Origin of the sequence: Amycolatopsis sp. NPDC004169, from assembly GCF_040610315.1 — a bacterium.
In the GTDB taxonomy this organism is placed as follows: Bacteria; Actinomycetota; Actinomycetes; order Mycobacteriales; family Pseudonocardiaceae; genus Amycolatopsis.
The window spans coordinates 67,823-81,830 of sequence record NZ_JBEXMD010000047.1 but is presented as its reverse complement, the minus strand read 5'-3'; the positions used below and the strand labels follow the sequence as shown (position 1 = coordinate 81,830).

The window sequence follows — 14,008 nt, the reverse complement described above, 5'->3', positions numbered from 1 at the left end:
CGACCACCATTGGCCCGCACGCGTCTGAAACTCCCGTGATCTGCGCAGAACGGGCCGCTCCGGGGCCGCGGCACGGCCGTGTCCGGCCCGTTTTCCGACCGAGGGGTTCGCCATGCCTGACGACGTCCGCCCGCAGCTGACCGGCATCGAGGTCCACGACCTCGAACCCGGGCTGTGCCTGCTCATCACGCCGAACGGCGGCCAGTTCTCCATCACCGCCCCGGTGCACGAGTTCCGGGCGTGGCTCGGCCGGTGCGACGGCACCCGCACCCGCCGGGAACTGCTGGCCGGGATGAACCCCGACTACGCCGAGGTGCTCGACGTCCTCGAAGAGGACGGCTGCCTGCGCCCGGGCCAGGACGAGCAGGCCGGTGCCCGGCGCCTCGCCGCGACCACCGTGCTGCTGACCGGCGCCGCCGAGCTGACGGCCCCGCTCGCGGAGCTGCTCGCGCCGTCCGGTTACGCCCGGGTGGCCCCGCTCACCGGGCCCGGCCACCCGTTCCCGGTCGATCCGGCGGACACCGTCGTCGTCGCCGCGTTCGCCCACCCGGCCTATGCCGAACTCACCGCGCTGGATGCGTTCTGCGCCGACCGCGGGGTGCGGTTCCTGCCCTTCCGCTGTGAACGCGGCCAGGGGATCGCCGGGCCCGCGGTCACCCCCGGCACCGGCCCCGACTTCGCCGACGTGCTGGCCCGCCGCCGCTCCGCCGCGCTCGACCCGCGCGTGCTCGACGCCTTCGCCGCGGCGGACGCCCCGCCCGGCCCGCGGTTCCGGCCCGGGGAGACCCGCTGGCTGCTCACCGCGCTCGCCGTCCAGCTCGAGCGCTGGGTCGCCGGCACGCCCGCCGAGACGACGACCGGGGAGCTCGAGCTCGATCCCGTCCGGCTCACCGCGCTCCCCCGGCCCGTGCTGCCGGTGCCCGACCGGCCGCGGCCGGTGGTCGCGCACGGGCCGCGGCCCGACCTGCTGGTCGACGACCGCACCGGGATCGTCACCGCGGTCCACGAACTGCCCGCCGCGCCGGGCATGCCCGCCCGGCTGAAGGTGTGCGCGGTCGACGTCGCCGACATGCGGCGGGTGGTCGACTGGCCCAACGACCGCCAGGCGTTCGGCACGTCGTGGCACGACTTCGAACTCGCCCGCGACTCCGCGATCGGCGAGGCCGTGGAACGCTACTGCGGCAGCTGGCTCGCGCCGGACCGGGTGATCCGGCACGGCAGTTACGACCGGCTGCGCCGCGACGGCGTCCCGGCGCTCGACCCGCGCCGCCTGAACCTGTACTCGCCACGCCAGTACCGGAGCGCGGGCTTCCCGTTCGCGCCGCTGGCCACCGACACCGAATGCGCGTGGGTGGAGGGCTTTTCGCACACGACGAAGGAGCCGGTCTGGGTGCCGGCCTGCCTCGTCTCGACCGAAGCCGAACCCGGCGGCGCCCGGTTCACCGACCCGCTGATCGCCGGGCTCGCCGGCGGCACCAGCCTCGAGCACGCCGTCACCTCCGGCCTCGAAGAGGTGCTGGAACGCGACACGACCATGCTCTGGTGGGCCAACACCCCGCGGCTGCGCCGGCTGCCCGTGCCGGCGGAGATCCGGGCGCTGGTCGCCGACACCGCCGACACCTACGACGTCACCCTCGTGCCCCTCGACAACGAGTTCGACGTCCCGGTCGTCGCCGCCGCCGTGTTCGACCGCACCCGGCGCTGGCTGTCGATCGGGTTCGCGACCCGGCCCGACGCGTTCGAGGCGGCCAAGAAGGCCCTCGCCGAAGGGTTCACCCTGCAGCACACCTGCCTCGCCCTCGACGACGAGCGCGAGCTGGCCGGGATGCAGGCCGACCTGCCGCACCTGGGCAACCTGAAGCCCTACCGCGCCGACCGGCGCTACCTCGACTCCTACCGCGAAGACTTCGCCGACGTCGTGGACCTGCTGTGCCAGCAGCAGGTCTACCTCGACCCGCGGGCCGCGGCCCGGGTGGCGCCGTGGGTGCGCGACCTGCCGGTGCGGGCCTGGGAGGGCCTCCCGTCGCTCGGCGAGCGGCGGCTGAAGGCCTACCAGGAGCGCGTCGAGGCGCGCGGGTTCGAGGTGATCAGCGTCGACCTCACCACCCGGGACGTCGAGGCCGCCGGGTTCCACGCCGCGCACACGCTCGTGCCGGGGCTGGTGTCGAACTTCCCGGCCGGGCTGCCGTACTGGGGTGACGGCCGGATCCGCCGCGCCGCGGTCGACCTCGGCTGGCGGTCGGAGCCGCTGCCCGAGGAGCGGCTGAACGTCTTCCCGCTCCCCCACGCCTGAGGAGCCCGGATGGCCGTCACCGAACTGCTCGGGCTGCCCCGGACCCGGGGCCGCCTGCCGCTGATCGCCGCGCAGGGTGTCGACGCGCTCGGCACCGGCCTGTTCCTGCCGTTCGCCGTCGTGTACTTCCACGCGGCCAAGGACATCCCGCTGCCCGCGGTCGGGGCCGCGCTGTCGCTCGCGGCCCTGCTCTCGCTGCCGGCGGGGCCGCTGGCCGGGCCGCTGGTGGACCGCTTCGGCCCGCGCCGGATCGTGGTCGCCGCCAACCTGCTGCGGGTGGCGACCTTCACCGGCTACGTCTTCGCCGGGTCGCTGTGGCAGCTGGTGGTGCTCGCCGCGCTGACGTTCTGGGGCGAGGGGCTGTTCTGGCCGGCCTCGGGCGCGCTGGTCGCGCAGGTGGCCGACGACGGGCAGCGCGCGCGGTGGTACGCGATGGAACGGACGCTGCGCAACGTCGGCATCGGCCTCGGCGGGCTGGCGGGCAGCGCGCTCGTCCTCGCCGGCGGCTACACCGCGATCGTCGTGCTGAACGCGGTCAGCTTCCTCGTCGCGGCGACGCTGGTCGCCGCGTGGCGAGGCGGGCGGGCCGGCCCGCCGGCCGCCGCACGCGAAGCCGTGCGCCGCCGGGGTTACCGGGCGGTGCTCGCCGACCGCGCGTTCCGCCGCGTGCTCGTGACGGTGTTCGTCTTCGCCCTGTGCGACCTGGCGCTGACGGTCCTGCTGAGTGCCTACGTGCTCGACACGCTGCGGCTGCCCGCGTGGCAGCCCGGGGTGCTGTTCGCTCTCAACACGGTCCTCGTGGTGCTCGCGCAGACCGTCGTGGCCCGGCGGGTGGAGCGCCTCGCCAAGGCCAGGACGCTGCAGGTCGCGGCCGTGGTGTGGGCGGTCGCCTTCCTGCTGTTCGCCGCCGGGCCGCTCGCCGCGCCGCTGCCGGTCTTCGCCGTGCTGACCGTGGCCACCGCCGTGTTCACCGCGGCCGAGCTGCTGCAGGCGCCGACCAGCAGCGCGCTCACCGTCGCGCTGGCCCCGCCGCACCTGCGCGGCCGGTACCTCGGGCTGGAGGAGCTGCTGTTCGGCGTGGCGCGGGTGGTCGCCCCGGTGACGTTCACCGCGCTGCTGGCCGCCGGCCCGCAGCTGCCCTGGCTGGTGCTGGCCGGGTGCTGCATCCTGGCGGTGGTCGTCCTCGCGGGACTGAAGGCGGTTCCGGAGCCGGCCGCGACCCGGGAGACCGCGCATGCCTGACTGGGCCGAGCTCAGTGACCTCTACCTCGACGTCTACCGCGAACCGCCGTACGGCGAGGGCGAAGCCGAGGCGGCGGAGTTCCGCGAAACCGTGGCACGGCACGCCCTGCTCCCCGGCTTCGCGGTCACCACCGTCCAGAGTGGAGAGACCGTGGCGGGGTTCGCCTACGGCGTCGGCCGCGAGGCGGGCTGGTGGCACCCGCGAGCCACCGCGGCCGCCCCGCCGTGGCTGGCCGGGCACCCGGTGTTCTACGTGTACGAACTGGCGGTCCGGCCGGCGTCGCGCGGCCGCGGCCACGGCCGGGACCTGCTCGACCGGCTGCTGGAGCCGCGGCCGGAGCCGTATGCGGCACTGGCCGCGTCGACGGCCGCCCCGGCGCACGCGATGTACCGCCGCTGGGGCTGGCGACCGGTCGGCTCGCTCGCCCCCGGCCGCTCCGAGCTGCTGGTGCTGCCCCTCCGGGGTGCTCCCCTGCCGTAACGCGGCCCCGGGTACCGGCGACTCACGAGCGTCCGGACCGGGGAGGAAGCATGCCGAAACGTCTCGTGATCTGCTGCGACGGGACCTGGAACTCCCTGCGCCAGCCGGCCCCGACCAACGTGGGCCAGCTCCAGAAGGTGGTCGCGCCCACGGACCCGGCCGGCACCGAACAGCGGGTGTACTACCACGAAGGCGTCGGCACCGGGAAGCTGTGGGACCGGCTCCTCGGCGGCGCGTTCGGGGTGGGGCTCTCGGCGAACGTGCAGCACGCCTACCGCTTCGTCGCCGAGAACTACGAACCCGGCGACGAGCTGTTCTTCTTCGGCTTCAGCCGCGGTGCCTACACCGCGCGCAGCACCGTGGGCTTCATCCGCAACTGCGGCGTCCTGCGCCCCGCCGAGCTCGGCCGGCTCGACGAGGCCTACCGGCTCTACCGCGACCGCGACCGGGAGACCTCCGGGCCGGACAGCGCGCGGGCCCGCGAGTTCCGCGCGAAGTACGCCCGCGAAGACCGGACGCCGATCCGGTTCGTCGGGGTCTGGGACACCGTCGGCGCGCTGGGCATCCCGCTCAGCGGCGGCCGGCTGATCCACCTGCTGAACAAGCGCTGGCAGTTCCACGACATGGAGCTGACCTCGATCGTGCAGGCGGCGTTCCAGGCGCTGGCGGTGGACGAGCACCGCAAGTCGTTCAGCCCGGCCGTGTGGCAGCCGTCGAAGGCGGCGAAGGGCCAGGTCCGCGAGCAGGTCTGGTTCGCGGGCGCCCATTCCGACGTCGGCGGTGGCTACCGGCAGCCGGCGCTGTCGAACCTCGCCCTCCGGTGGATGGCCGACCGCGCCGAGCGGTGCGGGCTCGCCTTCGCTGACGACGCCTTCGGCTACCTGGCCGCGCGCGACGAACTCGGCGAACTGCACAATTCGCTCAACGCCTTCTTCCGGTGGTTCGGCTCGGCGAACCGGGTGATCGGCCGGGTGGACCCGGCGACGGAGTGCGCGGGGTCGTGCGTGGTGCTCCGCGGTGAGCAGATGCGGCCGCCGTACCGGCCCGGGAACCTGCTCGCCTACCTGGCGGACCCGGAGCACCGGATCCTGAAGGTGTGACATCGGGGGCCATTACGTCATTCGGCGTAACTTGCGCCGAGCGTGTCACGCGGATCAAGGTGCCGCCGATACGCCTCGCGGGGATCTTCGTCATGGGGGCGAAGACCCGCGAGGGGGGCGGTTTTCGTGTTGTTCCCGTTACGATCCCGTGGCCGGATGGCCGTGGTCACGCTGCTGGCGGCGGCGCTGGCCACCGTGGTGCCCGGCGTCGCACAGGCGGCGGCGCCACCGGCCAACGACGACTTCGACAACGCCGCCGTCGTCACGTCCCTGCCCTTCACGGCGCAGGAGGACAGCGGCGCGGCGACCACGGCGGCCGACGACCCCGGCTGGTGCAGCGGGTACGCCGCGGCCGGCTCGGTCTGGTTCAGCTACACCGCGACGCAGGACGGCCTGCTGCGCGCCACGACGGCGGGCAGCGACCACCGGACGCTCCTGTCCGCGAACACCGGGGCACGCGGCGGCCTCCAGAGCGTCGCCGACGCCTGTGACTACGGAACCGGGCCGGTGATCACGTTCCGCGCGACGGCGGGGACCACCTACTCGTTCCTGGTCGCCGGGATCGACACGCCCGGCGGCGCGCTCTCGTTCTCGCTCGCCGCGGTCGCCCCGGCGCCCAACGACACCTACGCGAACGCCGAGCCGGTGACCGCCCTGCCGTTCACCGGACGGCCGGACCTTTCGGTGGCCGCGGCCGAGTCCGGCGAGCCCGACTCGACCTGTGTGGACGACGAGGGGCAGCCGTCGGTCTGGTACACCTACCCGGCCTCCGGCCCGGCACAGTGGCTCACCGCCCGAGTCGCGGGCACCGACGCCGCCGTCACCGTCTACACCGGAGCGTCGCCGGCGGAGCTGACCCAGGTCGCGTGCGCGCGGAACAACTCCTCGCGCCCCGCCACGTTCCCCACGAACCCCGGAACGGTCTACGCCATCCGGGTCACCGGGGCGCACCACGGCTACGGGACCTTCCAGTTCACCCTCCAGGAGGCGCCGCCGCTCGAGCCGGACGTGTCCGTGTACCCGTCGCCCGCCACCGTGTTCGACAACGTCGGCTTCTCGGCGTCGTCGTGGGAGTCCGCCGACCTGCCGCTGGGCGGGACGTGGGACTTCGGCGACGGGACGTCGGCCCCGGTGGGCACCGAGACCGTCTACCACCGGTACGCCGCCGACGGCGGCTACACCGCCACGCTGCACGCGACCGCGCCCGACGGGCGCACCGCGACGGTGACCCGGCCGGTCACGGTGACCACGCACGACGTCGGGATCTCGAAGTTCACCGTCCCGTCCGCGGCGCGGCAGGGGGAAAGCAAGCCGATCAACGTGGACGTCACGAACACGCGGTACGCCGAGACGGTGACCGTCGTGCTGTCCAAGCGGTCCACGGACTACTGGGCCGAGGTCGGCCGGCTGACCCTGCAGGTGCCCGCGCGGGCCACCGGCAAGGTCCGGTTCCCGTTCGCCTACACCTTCACCCCGGACGACGCGCTCGACGGGAAGGTCGCCTTCCGCGCCGAGGTCCAGCTGGCGTACCCGGTGACCGATGCCCGCCCGGGCGACAACGAGGCGATCTCCGTCGCCACGACCGTCAAGCCGCCCGCCACGCGCATCGCCGCCGTCTGACTTCCAGGGGGACCACATGAAACTCCGCCCGTTGCTCGCCTGCCTCGCGGCCGTCACGGCCACGCTGGTGGCGCCCGGGGTGGCCCACGCGGCCGCCCCGTCCAACGACGACTTCGGCTCCGCCACCGCCGTCACCGCCCTGCCGTTCACCGCGTCCCAGGACGTCCGGGAGGCGACGAGGGCGGCCGACGACCCGACGCCGTGCCAGACCTACACGACGTGGAGCGTCTGGTACGACTACACCGCGACGGCGGACGCCCTCGTCCGGGTGACGCCGGCCGGCACCGGGGCACGGCCGTTCGTCGCGGTCTACACCGGTGAGCGCGGGGCACTGTCCCCGGTCGCCTGCCGTGCCTGGGACACCCCCGGCTACGTGACCTTCCGCGCCACCGCCGGGACGACCTACCACGTCATGTTCGCCCAGCAGTACAACCAGGGCGACCTGACCGCCGGGTTCACCACCGTGCCGCCGGCGCAGAACGACGGATTCGCCGCGGCCGCACCGGTTTCCGTGCCCGGCGACTACGCCGGTGACCTCACCGTCGCCTCGGCCGAACCCGGCGAAGCGCGGCCGAGCTGCGACCCGGGCGCGGACCGGTCCGTCTGGTTCGCGTTCACGCCCGACCGCACGCGGTCGGTGAGCGCGCTGGCGATGTACGACTGGGGCCCGGGCATCACGGTGTACCGGGGCACGACGCCGGGCACGCTGTCCGAAGTGGACTGCGTGGCTTCCGGTGACCGCCGGGCCGCCGTGTTCACCGCGGAAGCCGGGCAGTCCTACCGGATCCGGGTCGCCGACGACGCCGAGGCCGCGTCGGTGTTCCAGCTCCGGCTCGACACGGCGCCGCCTCTCCGGCCGTTCGTGACGCCGTACCCGAACAACCCCACGGTGTACACCGACGTCACGCTGGTTCCCTACTCCGGCGACAGCCTGGGCCGGGACTTCGTCAGCGGCGAAGTGCGTTTCGGCGACGGCGGGTCCGCCCCCATCACCGGTGCGCCCATCGTGCACCGGTACGCCGCCGACGGCGAGTACCGCGTCGAGGTCACCGGGGCGACCGCGGACGGCCGGACCGGATCCGGCTTCGCCACCCTGAAGGTCGAAACGCACGACGTGGCGGTCTCGGACTTCGTGGTGCCGGCCAAGGCCCGGGTGGACGAAACCAAGCCGATCAAGGTGTCGATCACGAACACCCGCCACGACGAGACCGTCGTGGTCTCCCTGTCCAAGCTGACCGAGCAGGGCTACTACCAGGAAGTCGGGCAGCTCAAGCAGTGGGTGCCCGCCGGCGGCAAGGTGCTCTTCCCCTTCGCCTACACCTACACCGCGGCCGACGCGGCGGCGGGCAAGACGACGTTCAAGGTGTCCGCGGGCTTCGACCCGTCCTACACCGAAGACGCCCGGCCCGAGGACAACGTCCGGTCCGCCTCGACGGTGGTCCGGGCGCGGACGGCGATCGCGATGTCCTGACGTCCGTGGTGCCACGACGCGAGCGGGCCCCTGTCCGAGGGAGGTGGACAGGGGCCCGTGCGCGCGGTCAGCGGGTCAGTGGTTGACCTTGAACCACGGCTGCGACCAGCCGAGGTAGGTCTGGCCCCACTTGCTCTTGATCTGCGCGATCGTCGTCTCGGTGTAGCTGCCGTAGCCGTTGATGTCGTTCGACAGGAACTTGCCGCCGCCGATGGAGATCATCGTGTGGCCGGCCCCGCTGCTCTTGAAGAACGCCAGGCCACCGGCCGGGACCTGGTAGTCGCCCGGGTGCTTGAACGACGACGGGATCTGGGTCCAGTGGATGTAGGCCGTCTCCGAGCCCGAAGCGGTCCAGCCGTAGTTCTGCGCGTTGATCCGGTCGCACCAGCCCTCGTAGGAGTCGAGGTCGTTTGTGTGGATGCGGGACTTCGCCTTCGTGACCGCCTCGGCGCAGGTGTTCGGGTCGCCGGTGCCCGCGGTGGAGCAGGTCAGCGTCGAGCCGGCGCAGTCCGGCGCGACCCGGCCGTCGGAGCCGGTGTAGACGTAGGCGTCACTGACGTAGCCGTCGCCCACCTTGTCCCAGATGTCCGAGGTGCCGTACTTGCCGTCGACCGTGGATCCGTTGGTCTGGCAGGAGATGGTCACCGCGGTGCCGTCGGCGATGCTGCCGACCGCGCCCGCGCTCGCGCTCGGGCTGGACCGCACGGTCAGCGGCGCACCCGAGTCGGTGTGCACGGTCCCCGATGCCGCGAAGGCCGGGCCCGCCCCGGCGACCACGATCGCCGCGGCGATACCGGCGACCCCCGCCATCCGCTTCACGATGCCCATGTTCATGCTTCTGTCCTCCAGTTTTCGGTGTGAGGACAGCATGGGGACCGCCGGTACAAGCCCCGTACAAACGCCGACGCCGCTCGTGGAGATGCGGCAAAGCGGACGAAAACCCGGTCAGGCCAGGTATTCCGCCGCCGCGCGCAGGCTGACCCACGAGCCGCTGAACGTGTCGATCCGCGGGCCGGTGTCCCCGCCGGGGCCGGGCACCCCGGTCTCCACGCGGATGAAGTCCAGCTCCGCCAGGGCGGCCAGCAGTGCCTGCACCGGCGGGTGCCGGTGCGCCTCGCGGGTCACGACGACGACGCTGCGGAACCCCGGTGCCGCGGCCAGCACGGCATCGGCGTCGTCGGGGGTCACGGTGAGCGCCCGGGTTCCCGGCACCAGCTCGGTCAGGTGCGCGCCGAGGCCCCACGGCATCGGGCCGGCCGCGATGGTCGGCTCGGTCTGGACGTCGACTACCAGCGGCGGCCCGTCCAGCCGTGGCTCACCCTGGATCCGGAGGGCCTTGCGGGCCGCCTCCAGGCCGAGCCGCCGGTCCACCGGCCCCACCGCGGCCGGCGCCGGGTCGGTGCCCAGTGCCGCCGTCCGCTCCGCGGCCTCCGCCAGCCGCTCCAGGGGCAGCTCCCCCGCCGCGACCGCGGCCACGATGGCCGAGACGCAGGCGTCCAGGTGCTCGGCTTCGAACGCCGCCCCGCCGAGGCAGAGCGCGTCCGCGCCCGCGGCCAGCGCCCGCACGGCCGACCGGCCGAGGCCGTCGTGCTTGCCGTACGCGCCCGAGACCGCGCCCATCTCCAGCGCGTCGGTGATGACCGCACCGGTGAAACCGAGCTCGCCGCGCAGGACGTCGGTGAGCGCGGTCCGGTTGAGCGTGGCCGGTTCGTCGCCCCAGGCCCGGACGACCAGGTGACCGGACATCACCGAGCGCACCCCGGCCCGGATGGCCGCGGCGAACGGGACCAGCTCGATCTCCCGGAGCTCCTCGACCGTCCGCGGCAGCACCGGCAGGGCCACGTGCGAGTCCTCGGTCGCCGCGCCGTGCCCCGGGAAGTGCTTGGCGCACGCCGCGACGCCGTACTTCTGCAACCCCGTCACGTACGCCGCCACATGCGGTGACGCCTTCGCCGGGTCGGACCCGAACGCCCGGACGCCGATGATCGGGTCCTCGGCCGCCAGGGTCAGGTCCGCGCAGGGCGCCAGGTCGAGCGTGACACCGCAGGCCGCCAGCCGTTCGCCGAGCGCGGCGGCCACGGCCGTGGTCAGCTCCGGGTCGTCGGCCGCGCCGAGGGCCAGCGGCCCCGGCACGAACGACCCGGTGCCGACGTCCAGGCGGGTGACGTCGCCACCCTCCTCGTCGATCCCGACCACCACGCCGTCCCGCTCACCGCGCAGCTGGGCGGTGAGGGCGGCGACCTGCTCGTCGTCGACGACGTTGCGGCCGAACAGCACCACCCCGCCCAGGCCGCCGGCGATCCGGCGGCGCAGCCAGTCCGGGGCGGTGGTCCCGGCGAACCCGGGCAGGAGGAAGGCTTCGGCGAGCTTCTCCGGTGAAGTCAACGACCTACCCCTTCACGGCACCGGCGGTCGCGCCGGACACCAGCTTGCGTTGCACGAGCAGGAAGAAGATCAGCGCCGGGATCGCGTAGATCACCGACGCGGCCATCACGCCGCCCCAGTCGGTGGCGAACGCGGTGCGGAACGACGCCAGCCACACCGGCAGCGTCTCCTTCGGCTTGTCCTGGATGAAGACCAGCGCGAACAGGTACTCGTTCCACGCGGTGATGAAGCTGAACACCGAGGTGGTGACCAGCCCCGGACCGAGCAGCGGCAGCGTCACCCGGCGGAACGCGCCGGTCTGGCTGCAGCCGTCGATCATCGCGGCTTCCTCCAGCTCGTACGGGATCCCGTTGACGAAGCCGTAGAGCATCCAGACGGTGAACGGCAGCGTGGTGGCGAAGTAGATCAGCAGCAGCGACGGCAGCGTGTTGAGCAGCCCGGCGTCCCGCATCAGCAGGAACAGCGGGATGAACAGCGCCGACACCGGCGCCAGCTGCGCCACCATGACCAGCACCAGGAAGCCCCGCCGCCCGGTGAACCGCAGCCGGGACAGCGGGATCGCCGCCAGTGTCCCGGCGACCAGCGCGCACAGCACCGAGCCGACCGTGACGATCAGGCTGTTCATCAGGTAGGTCGGGAAGTTGTCCTTGCCCAGCGCGGTGGCGAAGTTGCCGAACGAGAACGACGTCGGGATCAGGTCGTACTTCGGCGAGAGGATCTGGCCGGGCGACCGCAGCGACGTGACGAACATCCAGTAGGTCGGGAAGACGATGGCCAGCGCCACCAGGACGCCGACGACCGACAGCGCGATCCGCTGCGGCAGCGATTTCCTCACTTGAGATCACCTTCCGGGGTCCGGACGAGCAGCTGGATGTACCGGCCGGTGATGAGCGCCAGCACGATCAGCATCAGCGTCGCGATCGCGCCCGCCGCGCCGAAGTGGTTGCCCGCGATGCCCTTGAGGTACAGGACGACGGCCAGCGTGGTGCTCCCGCCGTCGGGCCCGCCCTCGCGGATCGCCCAGATCTGGGCGAAGGCGTTGAAGTCCCACAGCACCGACAGGAACGTCACCATCGTGGTGATCGGCCGGATGGCGGGCCAGGTGACCGCGCGGAACGTCTGCCACGCGCTGGCGCCGTCGATGCCGGCGGCCTCGTACTGCTCCCGCGGGACGCCGATGATGCCCGCGTAGAGCGAGAACGTCACGAACGGCACGGCCTGCCACACGATGAGCAGCCCGATCACGGTGAGCGTGCTGGGCCCGCTGGAGAACCACGAGAAGCCGATGAAGGAGTGGAAGCCCAGCCGGTCCAGCGTCTTGTTGAGGATGCCGTACTGCTGGTCGAAGATCCACTGGAACACCGTGGTGGTGGCGATCACCGGCGTCGCCCAGGCGAGCACCAGCGTCACCTGCACGATGATCCGCACGACCGGGTCGAGGTGGCGCATGAGCACCGCCAGCAGCAGCCCGCCGAGGATGGTGGCGGCCACGATGGCGGCGGTGAAGACCAGGGTCCGGACGGTGATCGTCCAGAACTCCGGGTCGGCGAGGGTGTTCGTGTAGTTGTCGAACCCGATCCAGATCGTCTTGCCGGAGACGAGCTGGCCGATGTCGAGCTTGCGGAAGCTGATCGCCAGCACCTGGACCAGCGGCCACGCGAGCAGCACCAGGATGGCCGCCAACGCCGGGAGCAGCAGCAGGTACGGGAGGACCCGGTCGCCGAACCGGCCCCGCCTGCGCCTCTTCACCCGGGTGTCGCGCGGCGATGCCGGCGGGGTGGCCCCCGCCGGCATCGTCACATTCGCGGTCGCGGTCATCCGCCGATGAGCTTGTTCAGCGCTGCGTTGGCGTCGGCGGTCGCCTGGTCGAGCGTCTTCTTGCCGGTCAGGTACGCGGTCAGCATGTCCTTGACCGGGTTCTGGCCGGACTCCACGTCACCCCACTTCGGGCTGGCCGGCACGGCCTTGCCGTTGGTGGAGGCCTTGGCCATCACGCTGCCCAGCGGGTCCTTGTCCAGGCCGGTCAGGTCGGTCGACGTGCCGGGCACGACGCCGGCGGCGGCGAGCTGGCCCTGGTACTTCGGGCTGGAGAGCAGCTTGATGTACTCCTTGGCGGCGGCCACGTTCTTGCTGTTGGCCGGGATCGCCAGGTTGGAGCCGCCCAGGAAGACCGGGGCGCTCTGGCCGGCGGTCTTGCTCGGGATGGCGAAGGCACCGGTCTTCGCGGTCAGGCTCGCGTCGGTCTTGGCCGCGGTCGCCAGCTCCCACGGGAGGCCGATCATCATGGCCACCTTGCCGGCGCCGTAGACGGTCGCCTGCTGCGGCTTGGCCTCGTCGGCGTCCTTGGGCGCCTTGGTGCCGGAGGTGTCGACGAGCTTCTTGTAGAACTCCAGGCCGGCCTTGGCCTCGGGGGTGTCCAGGGTCGCCTTGTAGTTCTTGCCGTCCGCCTTGGCGATGTCACCGCCGTTGTCCCAGATGAACGACAGCAGCGAGTACCAGTTCTGACCCGGCAGGTAGAGCGCCTGGAAGTCGGGGTCGGAGCCGAACTTGGTCTTCAGCTTGCCGATCGCGTCGATCCACTCGTCGTTCGAGGTCGGCGTCTTGGTGATGCCGGCCTGCTCGAACAGGTCCTTGCGGTAGATGACCTCGCGGTTGGCCGCGTAGAACGGGACGCCGTAGACCTTGCCGTCGTAGGTGCCCGAGTCGGCGAGGCCCTTCAGCCACTGAGCGCCGTTGAAGCTGTCCTTGTCGGCGGTCAGGTCGGTCAGGACGCCGTCCTGCGAGGCGAACGCGGCGGTCTGCGTGTTGCCGATCTCGATCACGTCCGGCGGCGCGCCGCTGGCCAGCGCGGTGGTCAGCTTCTGCTGGATGCCGTCCCACTGCTGGACTTCGTACTTGACCTTGACCCCGGGGTGCGCGGCCTCGAACTCCTTGTTGAGCGCGGTGGTCAGCGTCTCCGGCGCGGAGCCGGTCATCAGCCAGACCGTGACGGTCCCGCTCAGCGGTGCGTTGCCGCTGGACGAGGCCGCGGTGTCCGAGCCGCCGGAGCCCGCGCAGCCCGCCGTAGCGAGCGTGAGTGCGGCGGCGCCCGCCGCCAGCTTGAGCCAGCGTTTCACTCGATGCCGTCCTTTCCATGCCCGGCCACCGCGGCCGGGCGCCCCAAATGGTGTAGACCAATGTTGGGGTTAGAGTGGTACGTACCACAGGCCCTGTCAAGGCGGTTGCCGGAACGTTGTAAACGCATGCGAGGAGTAGCCGGGCGGTTACACCTGCCGCGACGGGCGCGGCAGAAGTCGTCCGAATAGGAAGGTGTCCCGGGCGTTTTTCACCGCTGGGACATCGGGATCACGCGCGCCCGCGGTGACCGGCCACGACGAAAACCGCCCCGGGAAAGGCTTCCCGGGGCGGCGGTGGCG

General features: G+C 72.5%; 11 protein-coding genes. 6 read left to right on the top strand and 5 right to left on the bottom strand.

The window, feature by feature from the left end; all coding sequences use genetic code 11:
* Positions 1–112: 112 nt before the first annotated feature.
* The 6 genes from ABZX11_RS40725 to ABZX11_RS40700 all read left to right on the top strand — a co-directional run bounded on the left by ABZX11_RS40725 (position 113) and on the right by ABZX11_RS40700 (position 8,207).
* A complete protein-coding gene (locus tag ABZX11_RS40725; RefSeq protein WP_176169891.1) occupies positions 113–2,293 on the top strand; it encodes a YcaO-like family protein in 2,181 nt (726 codons plus the stop codon).
* Between the two features lie 9 nt (positions 2,294–2,302).
* Positions 2,303–3,535 (top strand): MFS transporter, encoded by a 1,233-nt coding sequence (locus tag ABZX11_RS40720; protein WP_354923728.1) that lies wholly within the window; start codon positions 2,303–2,305, stop codon positions 3,533–3,535.
* On the top strand, positions 3,528–4,016 hold the full coding sequence (locus ABZX11_RS40715) for a GNAT family N-acetyltransferase (protein ID WP_354923726.1): 489 nt from the start codon (positions 3,528–3,530) through the stop codon (positions 4,014–4,016). Before ABZX11_RS40720 ends, ABZX11_RS40715 begins: the two co-directional genes overlap by 8 nt.
* A gap of 50 nt (positions 4,017–4,066) precedes the next feature.
* Positions 4,067–5,116 (top strand): DUF2235 domain-containing protein, encoded by a 1,050-nt coding sequence (locus ABZX11_RS40710; RefSeq protein WP_354923724.1) that lies wholly within the window; start codon positions 4,067–4,069, stop codon positions 5,114–5,116.
* Positions 5,117–5,272: 156 nt separating this feature from the next.
* Positions 5,273–6,736 (top strand): PKD domain-containing protein, encoded by a 1,464-nt coding sequence (locus tag ABZX11_RS40705; protein ID WP_354923722.1) that lies wholly within the window; start codon positions 5,273–5,275, stop codon positions 6,734–6,736.
* 16 nt (positions 6,737–6,752) lie between these two features.
* Positions 6,753–8,207 (top strand): hypothetical protein, encoded by a 1,455-nt coding sequence (locus tag ABZX11_RS40700; protein WP_354923720.1) that lies wholly within the window; start codon positions 6,753–6,755, stop codon positions 8,205–8,207.
* A gap of 75 nt (positions 8,208–8,282) precedes the next feature.
* Here ABZX11_RS40700 and ABZX11_RS40695 read toward each other — a convergent pair whose 3' ends face one another.
* The 5 genes from ABZX11_RS40695 to ABZX11_RS40675 all read right to left on the bottom strand — a co-directional run bounded on the left by ABZX11_RS40695 (position 8,283) and on the right by ABZX11_RS40675 (position 13,708).
* The gene (locus ABZX11_RS40695; RefSeq protein ID WP_176169897.1) at positions 8,283–9,041 is read right to left on the bottom strand and encodes a hypothetical protein; all 759 of its coding nucleotides are present in this window, start codon (positions 9,039–9,041) and stop codon (positions 8,283–8,285) included.
* A gap of 111 nt (positions 9,042–9,152) precedes the next feature.
* The gene (locus ABZX11_RS40690) at positions 9,153–10,592 is read right to left on the bottom strand and encodes a glycoside hydrolase family 3 N-terminal domain-containing protein (RefSeq protein ID WP_354923718.1); all 1,440 of its coding nucleotides are present in this window, start codon (positions 10,590–10,592) and stop codon (positions 9,153–9,155) included.
* A 4-nt stretch (positions 10,593–10,596) separates the two neighbouring features.
* The gene (locus ABZX11_RS40685) at positions 10,597–11,427 is read right to left on the bottom strand and encodes a carbohydrate ABC transporter permease (RefSeq protein ID WP_176169899.1); all 831 of its coding nucleotides are present in this window, start codon (positions 11,425–11,427) and stop codon (positions 10,597–10,599) included.
* The gene (locus tag ABZX11_RS40680) at positions 11,424–12,410 is read right to left on the bottom strand and encodes a sugar ABC transporter permease (RefSeq protein ID WP_176169900.1); all 987 of its coding nucleotides are present in this window, start codon (positions 12,408–12,410) and stop codon (positions 11,424–11,426) included. The genes ABZX11_RS40685 and ABZX11_RS40680 overlap by 4 nt, the downstream gene beginning before the upstream one ends.
* A complete protein-coding gene (locus ABZX11_RS40675; RefSeq protein WP_176169901.1) occupies positions 12,407–13,708 on the bottom strand; it encodes a sugar ABC transporter substrate-binding protein in 1,302 nt (433 codons plus the stop codon). The genes ABZX11_RS40680 and ABZX11_RS40675 overlap by 4 nt, the downstream gene beginning before the upstream one ends.
* Between the last annotated feature and the right edge of the window lie 300 nt (positions 13,709–14,008).